General features: G+C 56.2%; 23 protein-coding genes and 1 tRNA gene. 9 read left to right on the forward strand and 15 right to left on the reverse strand.

Translation table 11 applies throughout. The features are described from left to right. Positions 1-22: 22 nt before the first annotated feature. A complete protein-coding gene (locus RSQ48_RS14255; RefSeq protein ID WP_003801789.1) occupies positions 23-781 on the forward strand; it encodes a hypothetical protein in 759 nt (252 codons plus the stop codon). Here the strand turns inward: RSQ48_RS14255 and RSQ48_RS14260 are convergent. Further along, the gene (locus tag RSQ48_RS14260; protein WP_003801791.1) at positions 778-4368 is read right to left on the reverse strand and encodes a BTAD domain-containing putative transcriptional regulator; all 3591 of its coding nucleotides are present in this window, start codon (positions 4366-4368) and stop codon (positions 778-780) included. The two genes, RSQ48_RS14255 and RSQ48_RS14260, sit on opposite strands and share 4 nt — an antisense overlap. Before the next feature lie 368 nt (positions 4369-4736). Between RSQ48_RS14260 and RSQ48_RS14265 the strand changes: the two genes are divergently transcribed. Beyond that, a complete protein-coding gene (locus tag RSQ48_RS14265; RefSeq protein WP_415301923.1) occupies positions 4737-6383 on the forward strand; it encodes a long-chain-fatty-acid--CoA ligase in 1647 nt (548 codons plus the stop codon). Positions 6384-6635: 252 nt separating this feature from the next. Here the strand turns inward: RSQ48_RS14265 and RSQ48_RS14270 are convergent, their stop codons facing one another. Next, complete coding sequence (locus RSQ48_RS14270) at positions 6636-7253, reverse strand: LysE family translocator (protein WP_003801794.1); 618 nt, start codon at positions 7251-7253, stop codon at positions 6636-6638. Positions 7254-7604: 351 nt separating this feature from the next. Here RSQ48_RS14270 and RSQ48_RS14275 point away from each other — a divergent pair, with 351 nt between their 5' ends. The 5 genes from RSQ48_RS14275 to arsH all read left to right on the forward strand — a co-directional run bounded on the left by RSQ48_RS14275 (position 7605) and on the right by arsH (position 11883). Next, entirely contained in the window at positions 7605-8462 is an 858-nt protein-coding gene (locus RSQ48_RS14275) for a LysR substrate-binding domain-containing protein (RefSeq protein ID WP_059318270.1), read from the forward strand. A gap of 628 nt (positions 8463-9090) precedes the next feature. After that, complete coding sequence (locus tag RSQ48_RS14280) at positions 9091-9414, forward strand: ArsR/SmtB family transcription factor (RefSeq protein ID WP_039943427.1); 324 nt, start codon at positions 9091-9093, stop codon at positions 9412-9414. Positions 9415-9436: 22 nt separating this feature from the next. After that, complete coding sequence (locus RSQ48_RS14285; protein ID WP_003801802.1) at positions 9437-10726, forward strand: arsenic transporter; 1290 nt, start codon at positions 9437-9439, stop codon at positions 10724-10726. Positions 10727-10748: 22 nt separating this feature from the next. Then, positions 10749-11174, forward strand: coding sequence for an arsenate reductase (glutaredoxin) (gene arsC, locus RSQ48_RS14290; RefSeq protein WP_003801804.1), 426 nt, complete (start codon positions 10749-10751; stop codon positions 11172-11174). Then, complete coding sequence (gene arsH, locus RSQ48_RS14295) at positions 11149-11883, forward strand: arsenical resistance protein ArsH (RefSeq protein WP_059318268.1); 735 nt, start codon at positions 11149-11151, stop codon at positions 11881-11883. Before arsC ends, arsH begins: the two co-directional genes overlap by 26 nt. A 159-nt stretch (positions 11884-12042) precedes the next feature. Here the strand turns inward: arsH and RSQ48_RS14300 are convergent, their stop codons facing one another. From RSQ48_RS14300 to tyrS, 7 genes are all read right to left on the reverse strand, one after another. Further along, entirely contained in the window at positions 12043-12705 is a 663-nt protein-coding gene (locus tag RSQ48_RS14300) for a hypothetical protein (RefSeq protein ID WP_003801808.1), read from the reverse strand. A gap of 689 nt (positions 12706-13394) precedes the next feature. After that, positions 13395-13485, reverse strand: a tRNA-Ser gene (locus RSQ48_RS14305). A 258-nt stretch (positions 13486-13743) separates the two neighbouring features. Further along, entirely contained in the window at positions 13744-14892 is a 1149-nt protein-coding gene (gene ribD / locus RSQ48_RS14310) for a bifunctional diaminohydroxyphosphoribosylaminopyrimidine deaminase/5-amino-6-(5-phosphoribosylamino)uracil reductase RibD (protein WP_003801810.1), read from the reverse strand. Between the two features lie 5 nt (positions 14893-14897). Next, positions 14898-15359 (reverse strand): transcriptional regulator NrdR, encoded by a 462-nt coding sequence (nrdR, locus tag RSQ48_RS14315; protein ID WP_003801815.1) that lies wholly within the window; start codon positions 15357-15359, stop codon positions 14898-14900. Positions 15360-15395: 36 nt separating this feature from the next. Next, positions 15396-16646: a serine hydroxymethyltransferase gene (gene glyA / locus RSQ48_RS14320; protein ID WP_003801816.1), complete on the reverse strand. Its 1251-nt coding sequence runs from the start codon at positions 16644-16646 to the stop codon at positions 15396-15398. 185 nt (positions 16647-16831) lie between these two features. Next, entirely contained in the window at positions 16832-17467 is a 636-nt protein-coding gene (locus RSQ48_RS14325) for a YbhB/YbcL family Raf kinase inhibitor-like protein (protein WP_003801818.1), read from the reverse strand. Between the two features lie 19 nt (positions 17468-17486). Continuing rightward, a complete protein-coding gene (tyrS, locus tag RSQ48_RS14330) occupies positions 17487-18713 on the reverse strand; it encodes a tyrosine--tRNA ligase (RefSeq protein ID WP_003801820.1) in 1227 nt (408 codons plus the stop codon). 242 nt (positions 18714-18955) lie between these two features. Between tyrS and RSQ48_RS14335 the strand changes: the two genes are divergently transcribed. Together RSQ48_RS14335 and RSQ48_RS14340 are read left to right on the forward strand one after the other, a co-directional pair. Continuing rightward, positions 18956-20323: a M23 family metallopeptidase gene (locus RSQ48_RS14335; protein ID WP_219235096.1), complete on the forward strand. Its 1368-nt coding sequence runs from the start codon at positions 18956-18958 to the stop codon at positions 20321-20323. Positions 20324-20328: 5 nt separating this feature from the next. After that, positions 20329-21426 carry an anhydro-N-acetylmuramic acid kinase gene (locus tag RSQ48_RS14340; protein ID WP_336580111.1) on the forward strand — a complete coding sequence of 366 codons (1098 nt, stop codon included), beginning with the start codon at positions 20329-20331 and terminating at the stop codon, positions 21424-21426. A 364-nt stretch (positions 21427-21790) separates the two neighbouring features. Here the strand turns inward: RSQ48_RS14340 and erpA are convergent, their stop codons facing one another. The 6 genes from erpA to RSQ48_RS14370 form a co-directional block, all read right to left on the reverse strand. After that, the gene (gene erpA, locus RSQ48_RS14345; RefSeq protein WP_003801826.1) at positions 21791-22159 is read right to left on the reverse strand and encodes an iron-sulfur cluster insertion protein ErpA; all 369 of its coding nucleotides are present in this window, start codon (positions 22157-22159) and stop codon (positions 21791-21793) included. An 80-nt stretch (positions 22160-22239) separates the two neighbouring features. Continuing rightward, positions 22240-22977 carry a DUF6776 family protein gene (locus tag RSQ48_RS14350; protein ID WP_003801828.1) on the reverse strand — a complete coding sequence of 246 codons (738 nt, stop codon included), beginning with the start codon at positions 22975-22977 and terminating at the stop codon, positions 22240-22242. 35 nt (positions 22978-23012) lie between these two features. Continuing rightward, complete coding sequence (argC, locus tag RSQ48_RS14355) at positions 23013-24077, reverse strand: N-acetyl-gamma-glutamyl-phosphate reductase (RefSeq protein WP_301605987.1); 1065 nt, start codon at positions 24075-24077, stop codon at positions 23013-23015. A gap of 159 nt (positions 24078-24236) precedes the next feature. Further along, on the reverse strand, positions 24237-24629 hold the full coding sequence (rpsI, locus tag RSQ48_RS14360) for a 30S ribosomal protein S9 (RefSeq protein WP_003801832.1): 393 nt from the start codon (positions 24627-24629) through the stop codon (positions 24237-24239). 9 nt (positions 24630-24638) lie between these two features. Next, on the reverse strand, positions 24639-25067 hold the full coding sequence (gene rplM, locus RSQ48_RS14365; protein ID WP_003801836.1) for a 50S ribosomal protein L13: 429 nt from the start codon (positions 25065-25067) through the stop codon (positions 24639-24641). Positions 25068-25540: 473 nt separating this feature from the next. Next, positions 25541-26644, reverse strand: a complete 1104-nt coding sequence (locus tag RSQ48_RS14370) for a TRAP transporter substrate-binding protein (protein WP_003801838.1) — start codon at positions 26642-26644, stop codon at positions 25541-25543. Positions 26645-26687: the final 43 nt, after the last annotated feature.

Raw genomic sequence — 26687 nt, forward strand, 5'->3', positions numbered from 1 at the left:
AGTTTTTCGAGGAGGTATGCATATGCAAAAGACAATATTTGGCCTGTTGGCCACCAGCCTGATCAGCTCGGGGGCCCTGGCTCAGTCCCAGAACGACGCCAATAACCCGTTAAGCCCCCGGCCCATGGTCAGCTTGCACGACTACTACGTACCCGAGCTGTACAAGCTCGAGAATGCGTGGGCAAATCAGACCGTGCTGCGTGCCGTCCTGCCCAACAAGACCTTTGGTCTGCCGCAGCTGTGGCGTTTGAATGTACCGATTGTGGCCTTGCACCACGATCGTCTGGGCAGCAAATCTGGCTTGGGCGACATCACGTTCATGGATGTATTCATGAAAAACGCTGGTAGTTTTTCCTATGGCATCGGCCCCTTGCTGGTGATGCCTACGGCGTCGAACGATTGGCTGGGACAAGGCAAATGGCAAATTGGCAGTGCCGCAGCCTTGGTTGCCAGCAGGGACTGGGGGCTGGCAGGCGGACTGCTGACTTTTCAGCAATCCTTTGCCGGGGACTCGGACCGCGAGAGGGTCAAGACGGCCACCTTCCAGCCCGCCCTGTTCTATAACCTGCCTAATGGTTTTTACTTGCGCTCGAGCGGGGTGTGGACCTTTGACCTGCAAAACCATACCCATCACATTCCCGTGGGCCTGGGTCTGGGCAAAGTATTCAAACCTGGCAAGAGCGTGATCAACGCCTTTATCGAACCGCAATACTCTGTCGATAAGAAAGGCGCAGGCGCACCAGTGTGGCAAATTTTTGCGGGTATCAACGTCCAGTTCTAACCGGGGTGGCGCTGAACCCACACACGACGTTCCGCCAGATCGGGGAGGTGCTCGCGTCGTTGCCTGAGCCAACCTTCATAGGCGTACAGGCCGCTGCGCAAGACTTCTTGCTGGGCCTGAGCCCAGCAAACCTGCGCCTGGTCTCTATCCGCACTGACCCAGGCCAGATCCCCCCTCAAGCAGTCAAGCTCTGGCAGATACAGGGTAGAAGCCCGCTCCTGCCCTATCTGGCAGACTTGATCCAGGGCTTGGCTGGCACGTTCAATTTCCCCTTGGGCCAGATGGCAGCGGGCCAAAATACACAGAAAAGCATCCGTCGCCAACGGCATGCTGCGCGCAAACTCAGGCAGCAAACCAAGCAAACGGGCCAGCTCAGACCTAGTCTCCTCACCTTTGACCAGGCGGCAATACAGCACATAGGTCTCGGCAACCGCACACCAGACACTGTCCGGCAAGACAGGCTGCAACGTGGACAGCAAAGCCTGACTACGTTCCGTCAGCACCTCCAGATCACCTTGCAAATACAGAATGCGCAGCATCTGAATTTCAGCAATTACCGCCGAAATGCGCGACTGACTTTGACTGGCCAGAAACTGGGCATGGCGGGCACTGGCCACACCCTGCTCAAAGCGCCCCTGCAACACCTGAGTCAAGCCCAACAGGCTATGCACCAAAGCCGGACAATGATGACCCAGGGCCGTATCCATGGCCGGAACGGGCTGTTCGTAAGCCAGCGCACGCAGCGCCTCGTCCAGGGCCAGCTCGGCTGGTTGCACACGGCCTTTCCAGAACAGGTATTGCGCTTCGGCGTACAGGCCCCAACCATACCAGGCGCTATGGCCCTGACGCCGGGAGTGTTCCTGCAACTGCTTGGCGTGAGCCAGACTTTCCGGCAGCCTGCCTGCGCCGTGCAGCATCACCCATTGCCCCCATAGCACGGGCAGATCATCCTCGCCGCCCTCGCTGCGTCCGGCCGCCTGCGCGTACGCTCGCGACACGGGTATGGCAGCAGGCCCACCACGACTGATCTCCAGCGCCCCCAAGGTGACATAGCTGTCGCGCTCGTACTGACGGCGCAACTGCACATCGCTCATGTACTGCAAGCTGCTCAAGACCTGCGACAACTGTTGTGCCGCCTGCAGGCTATCGCCGCTGCGCAGCGACGTATCAATGGCCTTGCGCCACCAAATGGCCGCTTGTGCGCTTTGGGCCTGTACCAGACAAGCGGCTATTTCTTCTTCTGCCTGCTGCATTTGAATCAGGCTATGGGCAAGCTTACCGTACAGGACTTTGCTTTCTTCCTTAGCAATCAAACGACGCAAGGCGGAACGCATCAAAGGGGCGCATACAATTCGGCCCTCGCTGTCTTGCTGCAACAAGCCTTTGTCCAACAGGCTGATCCTGGATTGCTCTACGACGCTCAAAGGCAAATTACAGGCCTGCGCCAAACCCGTAGGCGTGGCGCGTTCCCACAACACCATCATCAACAACACGCAGCGGCGATCCGCATCCAGTTGCTCCAGATCCAGCAGCAAGCGGTCTGCCAGACGGGGCACATAATTGAACGGCATGCCAAAGCGCTGTAAATGCAGCATGTCTTTAATCAGCATGGGATTGCTCAAACACTGAGCACGAATCTGCGCATTCGCCTCCGAGGAAAGGCGCTTGCCGCGTGCATAAAAACCGATCGCCTTGCCCACCTCCGACCCGGTTAAGCGGCGCAAGGTCATACTCTGGGCAAAGTCCAACGCCAATAGGCTCTGACGTGACAAGATCACTAGCAAGACTCCGGCCGGCTGCTTTTGAACCGCACTCCATATAGCCGCCAAGCTGTTTTGACAGCCGGTATCCAGCGCATCCACATGATCCAGAATCACCAGCACGGGCCGGCTCTGACTGGTAAAGGCCTGCACCGCCGCTAGCAGCAAATGGCACGGATCGGGCACCCCTGGAAGGCCTTCCGTTTTTAGACGATGCGCCTGTTGCAGCACCTGATCCCAATGGAGATCAGACAGGCCAAACCAGTCGCGCAGGCACTGACTTAAGGCCAGCGGCAAGTCCTGGGTGGCAATGCCGTCATCCAGACGAGCCTGCATCATCTCGCGCACGCCTTGCAGTACGTCCTGGCGCGAAAAATCAATCAGCAAGGGCTGCCCACCATCGCGCACAATGTAGCTGTGCAAGGCTTGGGCTAAACGGGATTTGCCCGACCCCAGATCACCATGAATTCGGTACGCGGCCTTGCGGGACAGGCGGCTGCACTGCTGCCATTGCGCCACCAACTGCTCGAACTCGGGCTGGCAGCCGTAAAGAGGGTCGTTCATCCATTTCCCCTCTCCCAAACTGAAACACACCCCCTCCGGGCCACGATGCTGCTTGATCTGCCAATCCGCCATCCGAGCAACAGCCTGAGCGCTCAACAGAATCTCACCATGCCTGGCCTTCCACACCAAAGGCATGACCAGTTGCCCGAACAGACTATGTGTATTGACCTGCTGTTCGTCCACTAAAGCCAAGCTGACGTGCACGACCTGACCGATGCAGATCCCCGGTGGTGTTCGCAAGGCACGAATCACACAGGCCAGCTCAACCGCCCGATTCACCGGCTCGGACTGTGCATGTGGCCAAGCAAAGTGGGCCAGCAACGTAGACCCGCTGGACTGGCTTATCCATGCACCGTGCGCACGCAAAATATCAAGCAATTGCTCGTGCCAGGATTCCAGATAAGACACAGCCTGATCCGACATCAGCTCCCCATCCAGATGCACCTCAGAGTCATCGGCAGGCAGCCAGGACAAGGCCAAGGCCAGCGTAGCAACCGTGCGATGACTCTGGGTGGACGTTGGGGGGGCATGGCTTGCGGCCACCGGCCATTGGGCTTCAGCCAGACGGCGTGTTTCAGGGTCCGGGCGTACTCCCAGGTACTGACGCAAAGCCTGCTCACAATGGGCATAGGCTTGCAAGGCGGCCTGCCTGTCTCCTCTTTGCATCAAGGCACGGATCAAAAGGCGATGATAGACCTCCTGCTCGGGGGCCTGCAGCACCCAATCCTGCGCCAGTGCAAGCGCCTGATCCCACTGATGGGTCTGCAAAACCTGCTCGAACAGACGGGCACGCACGCTGAACAACTCCAGGGTGAGGCGATCTTCCCAGCTTCGTCGCCAGGAAATGAACGCTTCGGCATCGGGAGATGGAATCGCGTCCAGAAAACGACCGCCATACAGGCTCAAGCGCTGCAACAGACACGCGTTCTGCGCGGCATCGGCCTGCATGAATTCCAGCACATCCACCTGCACACATTCAGGCTTGAACGCCATGGCGCCTTCGGCGTGGGCGACCAGGCAAACAGCCTGCTCGCCCAAGGCCTTGCGCAACACATGCAAGGCATGACGCAAGCGTGATAGCGCCTTGTCGCGTGCCAGATCCGGCCACAGCATATGTGCCAGCCGCTCACGATGCAGCACTTTGCCGTTCGCCAGGCACAGCACCGCCGCCAGCAGTTTGACCTTGTCATAGCTCAGCGATGCGGTGCGATCCACCTGATCGACCGTAAAGCGAAATGGGCCCAGCAAACCTAGCACGATCATTGAACGATGCTCCGAGCACAGGGCTCTTTGCGCCCAGCCTCTCTCGTGTCAAATTGACAGCAAATCCGACACTATGTCTAAAAAAAGCTGTAATTAGCTGCCGATTGTACTCAACGCCCTTCTTTGTTCAATCAAAAGAGTGTTAATTGTGTCTAGAAATTTCCCCATCTCCTCGCTTCTGGGCAAGCCTTGGGATGGCGCAAACACCTTCAAACGACCACATAGACGCATCTGTGAGTTTTAGGCTACTGTTCTTGAAGAGGCCATGACAGTCAGTGGTAATCATTCATCCATTTGCTGCCCACATCCCATGCTGTCAGGCCGGCCTGCCAGTTCTGTTTGATTGACTCCCAGGGAGGATGGAAACCATGCTTGGCATGATGATGAATACCCCGCTGTTAGTGTCATCCATACTGCGACATGCAGCGAACTATCACGCAGACACAGAGATCGTCTCCCAAACCGTTGAAGGCCCGGTACACCGGTACACCTATAGCGACCTGTCCAAACGCAGTCAGAAGCTGGCCAATGCACTCCAGAACATGGGACTGAAACACGGTGACCGTGTCGCAACCCTGGCCTGGAATGGCTATCGCCATCTGGAGCTGTATTACGGTGTTTCCGGGTCTGGGCTGGTGTGTCATACCATCAACCCACGTCTGTTTCAGGATCAAATTGCCTACATCATCGAACATGCCGCTGATAGCGTCCTGTTCGCCGACCTGACGTTTATGCCGATTCTGGAGACCTTGGCCCCCCAGTTGTCCACACTGAAAGCCGTGGTCATCATGACGGACGAGGCACACATGCCCCAATCCGACCTGCTGCCCAATCTGCGCTGCTATGAGACCCTGATTGCGGCCGAATCCGACCATTTCGAGTGGCCCGTATTCGACGAAAATACAGCATCGGGCCTGTGCTACACCTCCGGTACCACGGGCAAACCCAAAGGGGTGCTCTACAGCCATCGCTCCACCATCTTGCACGCCTTTGCCCTGAGCCTGCCCGACGCCCTGTGTCTGTCGGCCAACGACACCATCACCCCCATCGTACCCATGTTCCACGTCAATGCCTGGGGTCTGCCCTACGCCGCCTTGATGGTGGGCGCCAAGCTGGTCTTGCCGGGCCCGAAACTGGACGGCGCCAGCCTGTACACGCTATTTGAGAAGGAAGGGGTCACCATGACGGCCGGCGTACCCACCGTCTGGCTGGGGCTGCTGGACTGGATGCAGGCCAATGGCAAAACCTTCAGTAGCTTGCAACGTCTGGTGATCGGCGGCTCATCAGCTCCTCCGGTCATGATCAGCCGCTTCCAGAAGCTGGGCGTCCAAGTGCGCCACGCCTGGGGTATGACGGAAACCAGCCCCGTCGGTCTGGCGGCGGCCTTGTTGCCTAAACACGAGGCTTTGCCTGACAAGGAGAAACTCAAGTTGCTGGCCAGACAAGGTCGTCCTCTGTTTGGCGTCGAGTTCCGCGTGGACGGCGATGATGGTCAGCCTATTGCTCGTGACGGCAAGATGTTCGGTGCCATGCTGGTGCGCGGCCCGTGGATTGCCAGCGCCTACTTCAATAGCACGGATACCTCTGCCCACACCGAAGATGGCTGGTTCAATACGGGCGATGTAGTCACCATTGATCAGGACGGCTTCATCCAGATCGTGGACCGGAGCAAGGACGTGGTGAAATCCGGTGGCGAATGGATCAGCTCGATCGAACTGGAAAACATTGCCCAGGCTCATCCGGCCATCAAGGAAGCGGCCGTGGTGGCCAGACCCGACGAGCGCTGGGGCGAACGGCCAGTCCTGGTCGTGCAATTGCAAGACGACGCCACCTTCACCAAGCAGGACATGATCGAGTTATATACCGAGCAAGTCTCCAAATGGAGCATTCCTGACGATCTGATCGTGGTGGACGAACTGCCCCACACGGCAACCGGCAAGCTCTTGAAAACCGCCATTCGCAAGCTGATACAAGAGGAACTGGACAAATTGGCGGCCGACAAAAAGGCAAATTAAGGAACAGGCGTGCCGCGAAGGCGTAAGGCGGGGACCGCGGCACGGATGCCTTCCATTATTTTTACACCAATTTTCATTATTTTATTTTTTATTGTTTTATATTTTTAATATCAATAGCCATATTAAATACTCTTCTTTTAATAAAAAACAAAACCCATTAATTTTTTAATTGTACTGACAACGCCGTCTGGGAGACCAGACGGGCAAAGCATGCTGACATCCGGCCTGCGCCCGTAGCGTCAGCATGCCTCTTTATGACACCGCGTTGGCAAACAGTAGCGAGGCCCCCAAGCCAAACAAGGCCGCCCCAATCCCTCTGTCCAAGATCCCTTGTCGAGCCAGCAAAAGGGTACGCAAATGCATCGTTGAAAATGCCAGGGCCACGATGCTAAACCAGACCCAATGGAGCAAAGACATCAGCAAACCATAGGCCAAATTCAGCCACAAGGGCGCGTTTGGCTGCACACACTGTGTGAACGTGGCCACAACAAACAACATGGTTTTAGGATTCAGAGCATTGGTCAGGAAACCCATACCAAAAGCTTGCCAGGCGCTGGGCGTATTTCCCGTTACCTCCCCTACCGTCAGCCCAGCGGCGTTATGAAAAGTCCGGTAACCCAGGTACATCACGTACAGGGCACCCGCCCCCTTCATCAGCCAAAACACACCAGGCGACTGCGTAATCAAAATTGCCAGCCCGAACACGGTATAGAGTACATGCACCTGCACACCGACCGCGATACCCAGGGCCGAGATCAAGGCGATCTTGCGTCCAAAACCATAGCCATTGCGCGTGACCAGGGCAAAGTCAGGTCCAGGGCTGACCACCGCCAAAAGAGTGATAGTGGCAACTGCCAAGAGTTCATACATTTCTAACAAGCCTAAGTTTGATGAAATCGGGGTGACAAGCTAGATTGCCGCCCGCCAAAAGCAGGGGTTCGTCCTACACTCTACGAATGGGTTGGCCACGCTGAGCTCGTTCTGTCCATCGGCAAAAACTGCTTGCCTCAGACAGGGAGAATCCTTCCTGGCGACGCATGTATTCATCGAATATCCATCGTTCTTGTTATTCTTTATGAAAACAGCGCTAATTTTTAAACGATGAAATAAACTCCCCATAACCTTTTATTTAACTAGCTGACACAGAATTTCATTATTGATAATCCGGTGCTAATTTAAAAACGATAAATTCTGCGCCTTTTCTGTGAGTTTTCATTGACTATGCATCTTCCCAACCTCACGGCCTTCCGCTACTTCGACACCGCGGCTCAGGCAGGCAGTTTTGTGCAGGCAGCCCAACTGCTGCATGTCACTCATGGTGCAGTCAGCCGCCAGATTCGGGCGTTGGAAGAATCGTTAGGCGTGGAACTGTTTGAAAGACGAAATCGGGCCGTATTTCTGACACCGGCAGGCCGCCAGCTACTACACGTCACCACCCCCATGTTTGAGCGTCTGGAGGATGTGGTCCGTCAGTTGCAGCACACTCAGCGTGAGCATGCCCTGGCCGTATCCTGTGAGCCCACCATCGCCATGAAGTGGCTGATTCCCCGCCTGGGCAATTTCCATGCGCTGCATCCCACCATCACCGTGCATTTGATTACAGCGGGAGGGCCGGTAAACTTTGCTCAAATGGGCGTGGATCTCGCCATCCGTCGTGATGACTTTCATTGGGCGGACTCGGTCTGCGGCTTGAGGTTGTGCGAGGAAACGATCGGGCCCGTTTGCCAGCCCCATTACCCCTACAACGAGGAGGCGGGCCAGCAGGTGCTCATACAGAGCAGTTCCCGCCCTCAAGCCTGGGCCACCTGGGAGCGGCTGAGCGGCCAATCTCTCCACGCGGCCAACAAGCTGGAGCTGGAACATTTTTATTTATGCATTCAGGCCGCCATGTCCGGACAAGGCATAGCCCTGGTGTCGCGTTTAATGGTGGAAGACGAACTGAAAAGCGGTCAGCTCATCGCCCCGCAGGGCTTTATTCCGGACGGCTCGGCGTACTACCTGCTCTCTCCCCAGACTCTGGATCAGAATCCTCGCGCAGAAGTGTTTGCCGACTGGTTAAGTGAACAACTGACCGCCTAGCACTGCTCGGCTCGGCTCGGCTGGCAAATCACACCATGCACCCAGTTGCTGGGCCCTCGACTGCTCATGCCGCTCATGCCGCTCATGCGGTGAGATCGTACAGATCGTTGTTCTGAACGCTGCTGTTGCCCTTGTTGCTATCCTTGCTGTTGCTCTCATTGCGCTTGCTGTGGTCTCTGTCCTGGCCGTTGGTATCTCTTCGGCGCTGGTCCCTGCTGCTATTGCTGTTGTGACGATTGTTGCCATGGCTATGGCTATGGCTATGGCTATTAGTGTGGTGTCTGCGTCTATCGTTGCCTTGACCCGCCCCCCGAAACTGAGCGCTCGCGATGGCCTTGGCTTCGGTCGTGGCCTCGGCCTTGGTGACGGCCCCTGCTCAGATCTTGGCCTCAATCTTGATCCGGCTCCTGGTCGCGGTCTGCGCTCGCTTCCGAGTTGGCAGGTGTTCCCTGTCCTGACCTCAGCCCCGGCTGGGGTCTTGGCCCTGAGCTTGACCAATACCGTAGCGATTGTCTTCATGCCTCAAAAGCATCCGTAGTTTGGAGTCTGAAGTCTGAAGTCTGAAGTCTCCAAAAAACAAACATAGATATTTAGTTCAATGATTGTTGAATTATTGTATTATCGCCCTATGGAAGAATCTCACGTTATCCGCTCTCTGGCTGCTCTGGCCCATGAAGCCCGTCTCCGGGTGTTTCGCGCCCTGGTCGTCACCGGCCCATCTGGGCTGACGCCGGGCTCCCTGGCCGAACAATTGGGGATTGCGCCCAATGCTTTGTCCTTTCACTTGAAAGAGCTCAGCCATGCCGGACTGATTCACGCCGAGCGTCAAGGTCGCAATCTGTTGTACAGCGCCACCTTTTCCACCATGAACGACTTGCTCGCCTACCTGACCGAGAACTGCTGTCAGGGCGAGGACTGCGGCACCGCGTCAGACGCGTGCCGGCAATGCTAAACCGGCCTCGGAACGCTACACCATGCTTGCTGCAATACTGATTTTCATCACCACCTTGACGCTTGTCATCTGGCAACCCAAAGGCCTGGGTATAGGCTGGAGCGCCTCCCTGGGGGCTGCCGCGGCCTTGTTGCTCGGGGTAGTGCAATGGACAGATCTGGCCCTGGTCTGGAATATTGTCTGGAACGCCACTGCCACCTTTGTGGCCATTATCATCATCAGCCTGTTGCTGGATGAGGCGGGCTTTTTTGAATGGGCCGCCCTTCACGTGGCACGCTGGGGAGCTGGCAATGGACGCCGGCTTTTTGCCTTTATCGTGATTCTGGGCGCAGCGGTTTCGGCCTTGTTTGCCAATGATGGGGCAGCCCTGATACTGACGCCTATCGTCATGGCCATGTTGCTGGCATTGGGCTTCTCGGCCCCTGCCACCCTGGCATTTGTCATGGCAGCGGGTTTTATCGCCGACACCGCCAGTTTGCCGCTGGTTGTCTCCAACCTGGTGAACATCGTCTCTGCGGACTACTTCAAACTGGGCTTCACGGACTATGCCTGGGTCATGGCGCCCGTCAATCTCGTGTCCGTGCTGAGCAGCCTGATTGTCCTGATACTGTATTTCCGGCGCGACATCCCCGTCCGCTATCACCTGGAGCAATTACGACAACCCTCGCAGGCCATCAAGGACATCGCCACTTTCAGGGCTGGCTGGCTCATCCTGGCTTTACTGCTGACCGGTTTTTTTGCGCTGGAGCCCTTGGGTATTCCCATTAGTGCAATTGCCGCCACCGGTGCGCTCATCCTGCTGGCCGTTGCCGCCCGCGGCACGACCATCAACACCAAAAAAGTGCTGCAGGGCGCGCCCTGGCAAATTGTCGTGTTCTCGCTGGGCATGTATCTGGTGGTATACGGGCTGCGCAATGCAGGGCTAACAGACTATCTGGCTTTATTGCTGGACAAATTTGCTGAGGCTGGCGTGTGGGGCGCAGCGATGGGGACCGGCATGCTATCCGCCTTCCTGTCCTCAATCATGAACAATATGCCCACTGTACTGGTCACCGCCCTGTCCATTGACGCCTCCAGCGCCCAAGGCGCCGTCAAAGAAGCCATGATATATGCCAACGTCATCGGCAGCGACCTGGGCCCCAAGTTCACGCCGATAGGCAGTCTGGCTACCCTCTTATGGCTGCATGTGCTGGCGCGTAAAGGCACCACCCTCAGTTGGGCCTATTACTTCAAGGTAGGGGTCATTCTGACTACCCCCGTCTTGCTGATTACCCTTGCCGCTCTGGCACTACGCCTCGATCTCGTCGCCTGAGCCGCTCACACGAAACAACGCCATGACAGACATCATCATCTATCACAACCCCGCTTGCGGCACTTCCAGAAATACACTGGCCCTGATTCGCAATAGCGGACAAGAACCCACCATCATCGAGTATCTGAAAACGCCGCCCGAGCGCGATACCCTGATTCAACTGATTCGAGATTGCGGTCTGAGCGTGCGCGAGATTCTGCGACAGAAAGGAACGCCCTATGAAGAACTGCATTTAGGCGATCCTACGTGGACTGATGAACAACTCATTGACTTCATGCTGGAGCATCCCATTCTGATCAACCGGCCCATTGTCGTCACACCACGGGGCACACGTTTGTGCCGCCCTTCGGAACAGGTACTGGAAATACTTCCACGACCACAACAAGGAGCCTTTCGCAAAGAGGACGGCCAAGCCATCATTGATGAACACGGACAAAGAATTGAATAAAGCTGACTTAGCCCATCTGGACGAACAAGCGTTCAGAGTCCCGGATCTGGCAGAACTGCTGCCCAAGGATCGTGCAACCCACCCACCTCGCATCCTGCTGTTGTACGGTTCCTTGAGGGAACGATCCTACAGCCGCTTTTTGACCTGGGAAGCCGCACGACTATTGGAAGCAATGGGAGCAGAAACCAGGGTTTTCGACCCACAGGGCCTACCCCTGCCTGAGGGCGCGACAGATGACCACCCCAAAGTACAGGAGCTGCGTCAGTTAGTGCAGTGGGCTGAAGGCATGGTCTGGACCTCGCCCGAACGACACGGCGCCATGACTAGCGTCCTGAAAGCACAAATTGACTGGATACCGTTAAGTATTGGCGCGATTCGCCCGACTCAAGGCAAAACACTGGCGCTGATGCAAGTATCTGGTGGCTCCCAGTCATTTAATGCGTTGAACCAGATGCGGGTGCTGGGCCGCTGGATGCGTCTGATCACCATCCCCAACCAGTCTTCGGTCGCCAAAGCCTTTTTGGAGTTTGACGAAGAAGGCCGCATGAAGCCCTCGTCCTACTATGAACGGGTGGTGGATGTGATGGAAGAATTGGTGAAGTTCACCTTGCTGACGCGCGACTGCGCTGCTTATCTGGTGGATAGGTACAGCGAACGCAAGGAAACGGCGCAGGAATTATCCAGGCGGGTGAATCAAAGAAGCATTTAAAAGGTGACACCGCCTGAACAGCGCCATTTCGCTTTTCACGGCCTTGCCTGGCCCTGTTAACGATAAGGTACACAGGGCTGAGCGATTCACGTCATGAACCAAGCCCTCGAAACCATTCGGCTTCGAGGGCCAGAGTCACAGCTTATAGTCGCAATGACCTTAGCAGCCAGGCGTGCTCAAGCCGTGGCCTATCGTTACCGCAGTCACTTTGACGTCTTTAAATGCTTGATGCGCCTCAGCATCAAAGCGCCGGTCACAATTAAAGCGTGTGTCCATGACAAAATCCTCTCCCGCCGCTTTAGTCATATGGTCTTGCCAGAGGCTGGCCGCATCCAGCGCATCACCGTCTACCAGAACCACCTCCAGCATCACTTCCATAAACCCCGCCGCCCGGGGCCCTTCCCACAAGGCATAGACCGAGGGATCAGCGGCATTGCCGCAGAGAGACAGGCAATCGGCAAGATAGCTCAGGCCTCCGCCCGAAGACTCTTCAAAGGCTCCCGGCGTTAATGTCTGCCCTGCCGGCGGCGCATAATCGCCGATAAATGTGCCCAGATTGGCCTGGCATTGGCCGCCCAGTTCCATACTCAATGAAGCCACTGCACCATTGTTGATGGTGGCTGTGATGTCGCACCCTTGCACGCGGAAAACATGTGAGTCTCCATAAGACTGGCGCGGTATCCCGGCAATCGATTCAAAGTACCGCTGATTCGTACCCAGCATTTCCCCATTGAACACTTCCTTCACCGTTGCGGCCTGTGCCCCGGTTGCCAGCATACCGATGACGCTAGAGATGGCAAGAGCTTTAAAATAATGCGACATAAGTAGAGTCCTTAATTGGGCTGAACCCCAATTCTTAAAAACCAAGATCAGTGTGAGAAATGAAACGTACCAGTCAACAATCCGAAAGCAGGATAAGCGATAAACATGAAGAGAGCTCTGAATAGTCTATAGACTTTTAATTTTAAAAATTCAAAAAAACCATACAGATAGACGGCTAAATAATGCTCATCGCACAGATCAAGCGGTACCGGATACGGCGTATCCGCAAAGACGACACTATACCGTTGTTTGAGCTCTTTTATAAATCCAAAAATGTGAAAACCCATCAACAAAACACATTGAATGGAAAACAAAAATAATCACAAAGCAGCAGCAAAAAAAATTAATAGTATTTCTACATAATTAACGTCAAAACCCCGTGACTTGAACGTGGTCTGATCGCTTTGCTGCAGGGCCTCGCAATCCCACCACGCCTGTCGGGCCATAAGCATCAGAAAAAAATCAGAGCAAAACCGTTTGCCTATGTCAGCAAAACAAATGCAAAAAGAGCAGCAGCTTCACCCTTCCGGCTACCTGTTTATCAGCGCATCAGACAGACGGGCACTCCCAACGCCCCGCCCCCCACCCCTTTCAAGCCCGTGAATGCAAGACTAGGTCCCGTTTCAAACCCTACAGACAATAAAAAACCCGCCGAGCGATGCGCTGGGCGGGTTTTCAGATCTAATTCTTGGCGGACAGAGGGGGATTCGAACCCCCGATACGCTATAAACGTATACACGCTTTCCAGGCGTGCGCCTTCAACCACTCGGCCACCTGTCCTAATTATTCTTTGGCCAAGCAATGTGAAGCTGCTAATGCCAAGTCCATAATAATAGCAGCACTTGTCCTTGTAACGCAAGCATTCAATTTTTTCTTGGACGAATTGTTGGCAAGGCCGTACTGGAGAGGTGGCTCACGCTCAAGGCCCAGGCAAAGTGACGCTATTGAGCGAGCGATACAGGCACTTGAGTCTGTCGCCCCGCTTTCATCGGCTTCTTGCTCATACGCCTGAGCACACCGACTTAGGGGGGAAACGGCTTATTCCGAATCGGGAGGATAAGCCCCGCCCACCGCACGCAACAAAGCATCCCAGTGATCACGCTGACGAGCAAGAATACGCAGGTCAGCCCCCAGCAGACGCACGTCGGTGAACTCGAAAGGTTCGACATCCTCCAGGCCCGACAAAGCCGTAATGTCCGCCACACCGCGGCCCTGCCCCAAAATTTTAGGGGCCAGATACATCAGCAGTTGGTCTACCACGCCAGCATCAATCAATGCCCCCGAAAGTCGTGCTCCCGCCTCTGCATGAACTTCATTAATCTGTTGTTCGGCCATCCAATCCAGAATGGCACACACATCCACCTGGCCCTCGTGCAAAGGCATGGGAATAACCTGAGCATTGCGGTCTGCCAACTCAGCCTCACGCTCGGGATCGCGACGATGGCTGAATACCCAACACAAGGTGCCATCCAGCAAGGCAGCCTTGGGGTCAAGGCGCAAATGGGTGTCGAGCACGGCTTTGATAGGCGGCCGGGGAGTGGAAACCGCCCGCACATTCATCAAGGGATTATCCGCGTTCACCGTACCGATGCCGGTCAAGACAACGCAACTGCGAGCGCGCCAGTGGTGACCATCATCACGGGCCTGCGGTCCGGTAATCCATTGAGATCGCCCATCCGGCAAGGCACTGCGACCATCCAGTGAGGCGGCCATCTTCATCCATAACCAGGGGCGTGCGCGTGTCATACGAGCAAAAAATCCGGCGTTGATCGCCAGCGCCTGCTCGACGCACACAGGGCCATCCACAGAGATGCCCGCCTGACGCAAGCGTGAGACGCCGTTGCCTGCCACCAAAGGGTTAGGGTCGTACATGGAAAAGACCACGCGCCCAGCTCCCGCCTTGACCAGCGCATCCGCACAAGGAGGCGTACGCCCATGATGGCTGCAAGGCTCCAGGGTGACATAAAACGTCGCGCCGGCCACGTTCACGCCTCGCTCTGCCGCCTGTCGCAACGCCATCACTTCTGCATGAGGTCCACCAGCCTGCTGTGTGGAGCCTGAAGCCAACAACTGGCCGTCGCGCACAATCAGACAGGCGACTCGGGGATTGGGGGCACTGATATAAAGGGATTGCTCGGCCAGCTTCAGAGCCTGCCGCATCCAGACGACGTCTTCTTGTTCGACCATAAGCCTTAGCCGCGGTCGGGATCGTTCATTTCGTCGATCGCCTCTACAAACTCGCGGATGTCCTTAAAACTCTTGTAGACCGAGGCAAAACGCACATACGCCACCTGATCCAACTGCTTGAGTTCGGCCATGACCAGTTCACCGATAGTCTCCGAGGAGACTTCACGCTCGCCAGTCAGTTGAAGTTTTTCTTCGATGCGCTGCACGGCAGCATCGACTTGCGCCATGGGGATGGAGCGTTTGCGCAACGCAACGCCCATGCTCGCCCGCAAGCGGGCGGGGTCAAAATCCATACGGGTGCCATTGCGCTTGGCCACAACGGGCAAGCTCAGTTCAGCACGCTCGTAAGTTGTGAAGCGCCGTTCACAGGCCGAACATTTACGACGTCGCCGTATGGCGTCGCCTTCTTCGGTGATTCGGGAATCGATCACCTGGGTATCGGCATGGTGGCAGAACGGACACTTCATTCAGAATCGCGGGCCTTGCGGCCCGCTCCGGCTGGATTACTTGGAGGAGTAGACGGGCAACTTGGCAGTCAGCTCGTGTACACGGCGACGAACATCTGCCAAAACGGCTTCGTCGTGAGGGTTGTCAAGTACATCAGCAATCAGATGTGCCGTCAATTCCGCCTCGGCTTCTTTAAAGCCGCGCGTAGTCATGGCAGGCGTACCCAGACGCACACCGCTGGTGACAAAGGGCTTCTCAGGGTCGTTCGGAATGGCGTTCTTGTTGACGGTGATGTGCGCCTTGCCCAGGGCCTCCTCAGCCACTTTACCGGTAATACCTTTGGGACGCAGGTCCACCAGCATGACGTGGCTTTCGGTACGGCCAGAGACGATGCGCAGACCGCGTTCGACCAGGGTGCGAGCCAGTACGTCGGCGTTTTTCACGACTTGAGCAGCGTAAGTCTTGAACTCGGGGGCCAGCGCTTCCTTGAACGCCACGGCTTTACCCGCAATGACGTGGATCAGGGGGCCGCCTTGAATGCCGGGGAAGATCGCAGAGTTGATGGCTTTCTCGTGCTCAGCCTTCATCATGATCACGCCGCCACGAGGGCCACGCAGCGACTTGTGCGTCGTCGAAGTCACAAAGTCAGCGTGAGGCACAGGGTTGGGGTACACCCCGCCTGCAACCAGACCAGCATAGTGAGCGATGTCCACCATGAGCAGGGCACCGTTCTCATGCGCAATGCGCGCCATGCGTTCAAAATCAATGCGCAGGGAATAAGCCGAAGCACCACCCACGATCAGCTTGGGCTTGTGCTCTTTGGCCAAGCGCTCCAGTTCCTCGTAGTCCAGCTCTTCGTTGGCGTCCAGACCGTAGGACACAAAGTTGTACAGCTTGCCCGAGGCATTCACCGGGGAACCGTGGGTCAGGTGACCGCCTTCGGCCAGGCTCATACCCAGCACAGTGTCACCGGGCTTGAGCACAGCCATGTACACGCCCTGGTTGGCTTGCGAGCCGGAGTTGGGCTGGACGTTGGCGGCCTCGGCGCCAAACAGTTCTTTCAAACGATCAATAGCCAATTGCTCGACCACGTCCACGAACTCACAACCGCCGTAGTAGCGTTTGCCAGGGTAACCTTCCGCGTATTTATTGGTCAGTTGTGTGCCCTGGGCTTGCATCACGGCAGGGCTGGTGTAGTTTTCCGAGGCGATCAGCTCGATGTGCTGCTCCTGGCGCACATCTTCGCTTTGAATCGCAGCCCAAAGATCGGGATCAACTTTGTCAAGAGTCGCAGAACGGTCAAACATGAGGGTTCCTAAGGATAAAGTAGGTAGCAAACTAAGAAAGCAACATTTTAGCGCGGAAGCGCGTCAAACCACCGAGACAAACGTCTCCGGTGGCAGAAACCCCATAAAATGCGGAAATAACGTTAGGCGGCAACGGGCGGACTCAAGAGAATATGAATAAAACTCAAATAGTCCGCCCCGGGGAATCAGGATTGCTGAATCAAACGGGGATTCAGGGTGTACAGACCTGTCAAGGTCGCACGAGCCAGAATGTGTCCTTCCATGGCACGCAGTACATCCTGGCCGTTAAAGCGCCCCTCCAGAGGCAGCTCGGCAATGTCCAGCGCGTAGACCGTAAAGACATAACGGTGTGGCAAGGCGTCGTTCCACGGCGGACACGGGCCATCGTAGCCAAAGTAATCACCGTTCATGTCGCGATCGCTGGCAAACCAGTTGGTAAAGTCATTCACACCCTGGCGCGTATCATCCAGCGCCAAAGGGCCGGCTTTACCGCGTGGCGTAATACCCTTGGAGTACGAACCTTCGGCCAGACTTCGCAATTGGGGGGAGATGTTGATCAACACCCAATGAAAGAAATCCACCCGTGGCAGATCCGCCGGCACCTCGCGCCCATCCTGGTTCACATCGTCCGGTTTACTGGGGACATCGGGGTCGTGGCAAATAACCACAAAGGATTGGGTCTGCTCGGGAACATCGGACCATTCCAGATGCGGATTGGCATTACCAGCCAATGCAACTCTCGACTGTGCGTCGTATCGGCAAAAAGCCAGACGCTCGGGAATGATGCCCTGATCTTGAAAAGAATCACTACGCAGTTTCATTGCAGACCTCCACAATCAATCAGCCGGTCAAGGTGACCCGCGCAAACTTGCGCTTGCCTACTTGCAGCACATAGCTGCCCGGCTCCAGTTGCAAACCCTTATCGTCCACACGCTCACCATTGATGCGTACGCCGCCCTGCTCCACATTGCGCTGGGCCTCGCTGCTGGAGGCGACCAGACCTGCTTCACGCAACACGCGCAACAAGGCCAGCTCACCGGCCACCGTAACCTCGGGCATGTCCTCGGGCATTTCGCCCCGACGGAAACGGGCATCAAATGTTTCCAGTGCCTGGGCCGCAGCCTGGGCGCTGTGGAAACGCGTGACGATCTCCTGTGCCAGCTCCACTTTGACCTCGCGCGGGTTCCGGCCCTGGTCGATCTGCTTTTGCAGGCCGGCAATGTCTTCCAGACTACGGAACGACAAGAGCTCGAAATAACGCCACATCAAGGTATCGGAGATGGACATCAATTTGCCGAACATCGAGTCCGGCGTTTCACTAATACCAATGTAATTGCCTTTGGATTTGGACATTTTTTCCACGCCGTCCAAACCCACCAGCAAAGGCATGGTCAGAATGCATTGCTGCTCCTGCCCATATTCTTTTTGCAATTCACGTCCCACCAACAAATTGAATTTCTGGTCGGTACCGCCCAATTCCACATCGGCTTTCAATTGAACCGAATCGTAGCCTTGCAACAAGGGGTACAAAAACTCGTGTACCGAAATAGGCTGATTGGCCTTAAAGCGTTTGGTGAAGTCGTCCCGCTCCATCATGCGTGCCACGGTATAACGGGAAGCCAATTGAATCATGCCACGTGAGCCGAGCTTGTCGCACCATTCCGAGTTATAGCGAACTTCGGTGCGGGCAGGGTCCAGAACCAGCGCGGCCTGATCGTAATAAGTCTTGGCGTTGGCAATGACCTGCTCGGGCGTCAAAGGCGGGCGGGTGGTGTTGCGCCCACTGGGATCGCCAATGGTGGAGGTGAAATCGCCAATCAGGAAAATAACGGTATGCCCCAGATCCTGCAACTGGCGCATCTTGTTCAGCACCACGGTGTGCCCCAGGTGAATGTCAGGAGCCGTGGGGTCCAGACCCAGCTTGATCCGCAGCGGCTGTCCTGTTGCATGGCTGCGCGCCAGTTTGCGGGCAAACTCGGATTCGACGAGCAATTCGTCGCAGCCGCGTTTGACGATGGCTAAATCAGCCAGGACTTCTGGAGAAAGGGGCTCTGAGGGGGATGACATAACAAATCTGGTGACAAACTAATGAGTAAAAATGCTCGAAAAATTAAGCCTAATGCGCTAGGATAGCCTGCTATTGCGAGACGTGCTTAATTAATGAGCAAGGTTTCGTAAACCACCCTATTTTATCATTCCCGCGCAGGTCAGATCGCCAGGGCTGGAATGTTCTGTCCGCCCAGTACAACTGACCTCCGCCTGCAAACCGGGTGGACGGTAAACCGTACGTCCAACAAGGTTCTGGTTTTATGTTCAGCAAAGGGAAACGCTCCTCCTCCCACCTTAACATCCACCAGCCTCGGTTCGCCCGAGCCCTCATTATCCGCACTGGTTTGGTCACGCTGGCCCTGGGTTCCTTTGTCGCCGCCGGCGCGCTGGCCGTGGTGATGCCCAGCAGCCCCGAGCCCCAGATTTACCAAGCCCGCACTGCCTTGACCCTGCCGTCGGATCTGACGGTATTGCAAGCCCAGGATCAACAAGCCTACGTCACGGAAACCCGCATTCGCCGTGGCGATACCCTGTCCGCCCTGCTGCAGCGCATGCAGGTGAGCGAAGAGGGTTTACTGCAGTTTCTGACTCACGACAAGCAGGCGCGCTCAATCTACAAGCTCTATCCGGGTCGTACCGTGCAGGCAGCGCTGGATGCCAATGGTAATTTGCAATGGCTGCGCTACCGCCACACCCCGTATTCCGAGCAATCCGGTCAGGGCCAGGCCCGTTGGCTGGAAGTTCGGCCCGACGGGCAAGGCGGTTTTGTCGCTGAGGAGCAAAGCGACCAGACCCAGACCCGGGTACGTGTCGCCCAGGCCACCATCAACAGCTCGCTGTTTGGCGCCAGCGACCAAGCCGGCATCCCCGACAACATCACGCTGCAAATGGCCGATGTCATGGGCAGCAAGATTGACTTTCTGAAAGACCTGCGCAAAGGCGACAGCTTCCGCGTGGTCTACGAATCCTACGGCCATGAAGGGCAGGACGTAGGTTCGGGTCGCCTGCTGGCGGTGGAGTTCATCAATCAGGGCAAAGTTCATGAAGCGGCCTGGTTCCAGCCCGAAAACGGCAGCGGCGGCTACTACGATTTCAGCGGCCAAAGCCTTAAAGGCGCTTTCCTGCGCACCGCCCTGAAATTCACCCGCATCAGCTCCACATTTGGCGGTCGTCGCCATCCCGTACATGGCGGCTGGCGTGACCACAACGGTGTGGACTACGCGGCCCCATCGGGTACGCCCATTCATGCCACAGCCGATGGCACCGTTGAGTTCATTGGCCGTCAAAATGGCTATGGCAACACCATCATTCTCAAGCACCACGGCCAGTTCACCACGCTGTACGCTCATCAAAGCCGCTTTGCGGCCGGGCTGCGCAAAGGCGATCGTGTCGAACAGGGTCAACTGATCGGCTATGTGGGGTCGACGGGCTGGGCAACGGGCCCGCACCTGCACTACGAATTCCGTATTGCGCAAAAAGCCGTTGATCCTTTGTCGGTAGATCTGCCTGTCGCGCGTGTTCTGGATGCCCCCCAACGCAAGCAGTTCCAGCAAACCCTGGCCTCCTATCAGGACAGCTTCGCTTTGCTGCATACGGACGCTGAGCCCGTGCAATTGGCCAGCCGTTAAGCCCCATGTCAGCCCCCCTGTATATCGGACTCATGTCCGGGACCAGCATGGACGGTGTGGATGCCGTGCTGGCTTCCTTCGGCACACAGGGGGCACAGATACACCAAACCCGCAGCCTGCCCATGCCGGCCGCTTTGCGAGCCGAGCTGCTGGCTTTGCAACACCCGGGACACAATGAGCTAGCGCGTGCCAGCATTGCCGCTGTGCAACTGACCGAACTCTACGCCCAGGCGTGCCTGCCCTGGACCCAAGGCGCAGAAAAAGAGCTGATCCGCGCGATTGGCGTACACGGCCAAACCATCCGCCATGCACCTGACCAGGGCTACACCCTGCAACTGAACGCCCCTGCCCTGCTGGCCGAGCGCTGCGGCATAGATGTGATTGCAGACTTTCGCAGCCGGGATATTGCCGCGGGCGGCCAAGGGGCACCCTTGGTGCCTATCGTCCATGAGGCGCTTTTCCGTCACGAGCACGGCCGCGTCATTCTGAATCTGGGCGGGATTGCCAATATTTCCCTGCTACTGCCGGGGCGTGAGGTATTTGGCTTTGATACCGGCCCGGCGAACATGCTCCTGGATGCCTGGGTGAACAAACATCAAGGCCAGCCTTATGACAAGGACGGTCAATGGGCCAATAGCGCGACGTCTGATCCTGCCCTGCTTGCCAGCCTGTTAAGCGAACCCTGGCTTGCGCTGCCCGCCCCTAAATCCACGGGCCGTGATCTGTTCAATTTGGTTTGGCTGCAAAAGCATCTGGATCTGGTTGATCCCAATAGTGGGCTTTCAGCGGCCATCGTGCAATCCACCCTGATGGATCTGACGGTGCATACCATTGCGCAAGCTATCCAGCCTTACGCCGCTCAGGTGCAGGAATTGATTGTATGTGGCGGCGGCGCGGCCAATCCGGCCTTGCTGAAACGCCTGGGCGATCAACTCATCATGCCCATCCGCTCAAGCGCCGAACTGGGCATGGACCCGCAGTCCATTGAAGCCCTGGCCTTTGCCTGGCTGGCTTATGCACATGTTGAACGTATTCCTGCGGGGCTGCCTGCCGTAACCGGAGCACGTCGCGCAACCGTACTCGGCGCTTGCTATCCGGCCTGACAAACGCTGGCACCCCGCCCCTGACACAAGAGGCAATCCGATAACGCTAGTGCCCTGAAGCATCTGATCAGGCACAGCCCCGCAAGATGAAACCCTGACAAACAAATGACAGGCACTCATCCATCCCAACTTCAAGCATCCCAAGCCTCAAGCACGTTCTCCCGCCCGCGCTCCCCTCATTCACGGAACTATCCACCTCGCCTGCCCCTGCTACAGAGCCCGGAAATGCGCAGATTCATCAAACACGATATGCTCACGCGCACAACTAAAACACCCCAGACCCTGCATTCAGAGTCTGGGGTGTTTGTGTACAAATCCTGCTAAAGCCGATCAGCGCTGAACGACCAGCGCTGACGCCACCTTCTTACATCGTGAAGGAAGAGCCGCAGCCGCAGGTCGTTGTCGCATTAGGATTACGGATAACGAACTGAGCACCGTCCAGATCGTCTTTGTAATCAATCTCTGCGCCCACCAAGTATTGGAAGCTCATGGCGTCAACCAGCAGTTGTACGCCGTCTTTATCAATAATGGTGTCGTCGTCGTTAACCAGTTCGTCAAAAGTGAAGCCGTACTGGAAGCCGGAACAGCCACCACCTTGCACGAAGACGCGCAGCTTCAGTTCGGGGCTGCCTTCTTCAATCAGGAGCTCACGGACCTTCTCAACCGCTGAATCGGTAAAGATCAGTGGGGAAGGAGGGGCTTGCAGATCAACGGATTCGGTAAGAGTGCTCATGTGGTTCTCCTGCCGGCCCCCGCCGGCATGAATAATTATCATGTGATCGCCTTGCACATGACCACCCGCGGGTAAGGTGATTAGTCTGGCTGGGCGATTTTTTCCTGGCGAGAAGCGCGGATAACGCTTCCTTCCAGAACATTCAGCGTCAAGGCGGTGGGCTCAAAGCCTGGCGGCAACGCCAGCCAACCCATAGCGCGCTGAAACTGGTTAAAGTTTAAGATCAAAGGATCAGTCTGTTCTACAGACGACTCTGCCAGCCCCGAATCTGGCCCGGAACTGGGTGTTAAATCGATTTTAACGTTTTTTCCGTCTTGCCGCCCGGTCAGCTGAAACTGCAGGCGACCAGAAAATGGCTTTCCTTCCGGGGCGTTACGTTGCAGCAGGACTTTATACTCCAGCAGATCTCCCCTCTTACTGACCTCCAGGGCACGAACCGTAATGGAACCACTGGGGCCAGGGGGCAGCAACTGTTCGTAAAAAGCCAGCTGTTCGCGTGTTTGCGCCAGTTCGGTCTGAGTGGACAGCAAGGATTTTTCCAGCCCCTTGCGTGTGCTCTCCTCCAACACCAACTGCCCGCGCAGCACCTCAAATTCGCTTTGAATCTGCTGCAGGGATTGCTGACTACGTGCCAGATTCTGCATCGCCAACTGAATTTGTTCAGACTGGTCTGCAGGCTGGGTCAGGCTGCGGTATAGCCATAGGCCACCGCCACCCAATAACATACCCGCCAATACCGCCAGTGCAATGACAGACGCTCCGCCCCGCGCACGGGAAGGAGCGGCAGTCTGAGTCGTGGTTTGTGGTGATTCAGTCATGGATATTTGACCTGTTCACCAAGACCAAGTTCCCCTTAAGGCAGAATGGCAACGTGATTCAGGCCAGTTTGTTCTGGCAGGCCGAACAGGATATTCATATTCTGCACGGCTTGACCGGAAGCACCCTTCACCAGATTATCCTGCACCACCAGAATAATCAGCTGATCGCCGTTACCGGGCCGCTGCACGGAAATACGCAGCTGGTTGGAAGCGCGCACCGAACGGGTTTCAGGCAGGGTACCAGCCGGCAACACATCCACAAACGCTTCCTGCGCGTAGCGCTGCTCATACAGGGCCTGGAAGTCCGTGTCCATCGCCTCAGGCTTGATGCGGGCATAGATCGTGGAAAACATGCCGCGAATCATGGGCACCAGGTGGGGCACGAAGGTCAGACCAACCGGGCCGCCGGCCAAACGCTGCAACTGCTCCACAATCTCCGGATGGTGACGGTGACCCGACACGCCATAGGCCTTGAAGTTGTCGCTGGCTTCCGCAAACAGATTGGGAACCGAAGCCCCTTTGCCAGCACCGGACACACCGGATTTGCAATCGGCAATCAGGTGCTGAGTATCAACCAGCGCCTTGCCACCTTCCAGCAAGGGAGCCAAGCCCAGCAGAACCGTAGTGGGATAGCAGCCGGGGTTACCGATCACCTTGGCGTGAGAGATCTTGTCGCGCAGCAGCTCGGGCAAGCCATACACCGATTGGCTCAAAATATCGGGGCAGCTGTGTTCCATCTTGTACCACTTCTGGAACACGTCCGTATCTTGCAGACGAAAGTCCGCTGCCAGGTCGATCACACGCACGCCTGCAGCCAGCAAACGCTCGACCTGGCTCATGGCAACACCGTGGGGAGTGGCAAAGAACACCACGTCGCACTGTTCCAGATTGGCATTTTCAGGAGTAGAGAATTTCAGATCCACATGGCCACGCAAGTTCGGATACATATCCGAAACCGGCACGCCATCCTCTTTGCGCGAGGTGATGGCGACCAGTTCCACCTGAGGGTGCTGACTTAACAGACGCAGCAACTCGACCCCGGTGTAACCTGTACCGCCGACAATCCCTACCTTGATCCGGGTATCGCTATGTGTAGCCATGAACTTTCCTGAAAGAGAGACAAGCAAAAATTCTATCTTAACGTAGTCCTGCCTGTTCTCAAGCAGCAGACCCGGTAAAGCAGGACAAATGTAGCCAGCAAACAAAAACCCCGGACAGGTCCGGGGTTTTTGAGCACCATAAACAGGTCGCGAGGCGAATTAACGCTTGCTGAACTGTTTGCGGCGACGTGCTTTGTGCAGACCGACTTTCTTACGCTCAACTTCACGAGCATCACGAGTCACCAGGCCAGCTTGTTTCAGAGCCGTCTTCAGTGTTTCGTCGTAGTCGATCAGAGCGCGGGTGATGCCGTGACGGGCAGCACCGGCCTGGCCGCTTTCGCCGCCGCCATGCACGTTGATCTTGATATCGAAGGATTCAACATGGTTGGTCAGCACCAGAGGCTGACGCACAATCATGCGACCCGTTTCGCGAGCAAAGTATTCGTCAACAGGCTTGCCGTTGACCACGATTTGGCCCGAACCTTTCTTGATGAAGACACGAGCGACGGAGGTCTTGCGACGGCCCGTACCGTAATTCCAGTTACCGATCATGACCTATCCTTAGATGTCCAGAGTTTTAGGCTGTTGAGCACTATGAGGATGCTCGGCACCAGCGTAAACCTTCAGTTTCTTGGCCATGGCGTAGCCCAGAGGGCCCTTTGGCAACATACCCTTGACGGCCTTTTCGATGGCACGGCCTGGGAAGCGCTCTTGCATGGTTTGGAAGTTGGTTTCGTAAATACCGCCTGGGTAGTTCGAGTGACGATAGTACTTCTTATCCTGTGCCTTGTTACCGGTTACGGCAATGTCAGCAGCGTTGATGATAATGATGTAATCGCCGGTATCAACGTGAGGGGTATATTCGGGTTTGTGCTTACCACGCAAGCGGCGTGCGACTTCGCTGGCCACACGACCAAGGACTTTGCCTTTAGCGTCAATCACAAACCAGTCACGTTTGACTTCAAGCGGCTTGGCCACGAAGGTCTTCATGATGGTTCCTAAATATTAAAATTTCGGGTCAAGGCAACATGCCTAACCCCTACAGTCCACCCGCTTTTTCAAGCAAGGCAGCTCTATTTGACCCTGCCAAGACGTTATATTCCGCCCGTGCATTTCTGCCAAATAGCTCGCCATAATAACATAAATAGTGGAAAACACGAGGGTTTTGTACGAAAGCACCGATTTTTTGCCACACCCAGGCCGCGCTTCATAAAAAGAAAGCACGGGTTTCATCTCTGCGCACGCTCCAGCAAGGCTGCGAGTATTTTTCCACCTCAACGCAACACTCTCTTGCGGCGCCTTCCAAAAAGCCTCCCTACCTTTAGATCCACTGATCAGACCCACCCCGTACCCCAGAGCACCAGCCAATAAAAAAACCCCTGCTTCCAACCGGGAAACAGGGGTGAACAAGCTGGACCTGCCAAGCCCGAACAGAGTGCTCTGCCCGGACTCCGATACTGGGATCAGCCTTTTTTCTGGTTTGCCAGAGCAATGCCCAGGTAGTTGTCGTAGGAGCCTTCGGCCACGCGGAACCAAGGCACAAGCGCATCGCGGAAACCCATGTAATCGTCGTGAATCTTCTTGAACATGGGGTCCTTGTCGCAGAATTCCTTGTACACGATATTGGCTGTTTTGAAGGACTCATCCATCACATCACGCGGGAAGGCTTTCAAAATGGCGCCGCTGGCGATCAGACGACGCAAGGCGCCTGGGCTTTGCGCGTCGTACTGGCACAGCATGCGCTCGCCGGCAGCACGCGACGCAATTTCAATCAGCGACTGGTATTGCTTGGGCAGTGCCTGGAAAGCGGCGTCGTTAACGTACAGCGACACTTGCGCCGAACCTTCCCACCAACCGGGGTAGTAGTAGTATTTGGCCACTTTCTGAAAGCCCAGCTTTTCGTCATCCACGGGACCGACGAATTCCACGGCATCCAGCGTGCCTTTTTCCAGCGATGGGTAGATATCGCCCGGCGGCACTTGCTGAGGCACCACACCCATACGGGCCAGCACTTCACCGGCAAAACCGGCCGTACGCATCTTCAGACCTTTCAGGTCTTCCAGAGAATTGATTTCCTTACGGTACCAGCCGCCCATCTGGGTGCCGGTATTCCCGAAGGAAAAGTTGATGATGTTACGGGTCGCGAATAACTCACGCAGCAGTTTCGTCCCGTTGCCTTCCTGCATCCAGGCATTCATCTGACGCGCGTTCAGCCCAAATGGCACTGCCGTATCAAAGCTGAACGATGGATCTTTGCCGTAGTAGTAATACGAAGCTGTCTGACCACACTCAACGGTGCCGTTGCTGACCGCATCCATCACACCAAAACCGGGAACGATTTCACCGGCCGGGTACAAACGGATATTGAAGTTGCCATCCGAGGCCTCTTCCACCATCTTGCAAAACGCCTGAGCGGTCGAAAACAGCGCCGGGGTGGCGGGGCCGTATGTCGATGTCAGCTTCCAATTAACCTTGGGATTGCTCTGGGCAATAGCAGGGGCAGCAATAGCGGCAGTACTGGCGACCGCACCAAGACCTGCCTTTTTCAGAAACGAGCGACGCTGCATGAATAAGCTCCTTGTGGGGATTCAATAACCGGGAAATATTTTT

It is taken from the genome of Alcaligenes sp. SJTW-7 (assembly GCF_047716895.1).
Taxonomy (GTDB): domain Bacteria; phylum Pseudomonadota; class Gammaproteobacteria; order Burkholderiales; family Burkholderiaceae_B; genus Alcaligenes; species Alcaligenes ammonioxydans.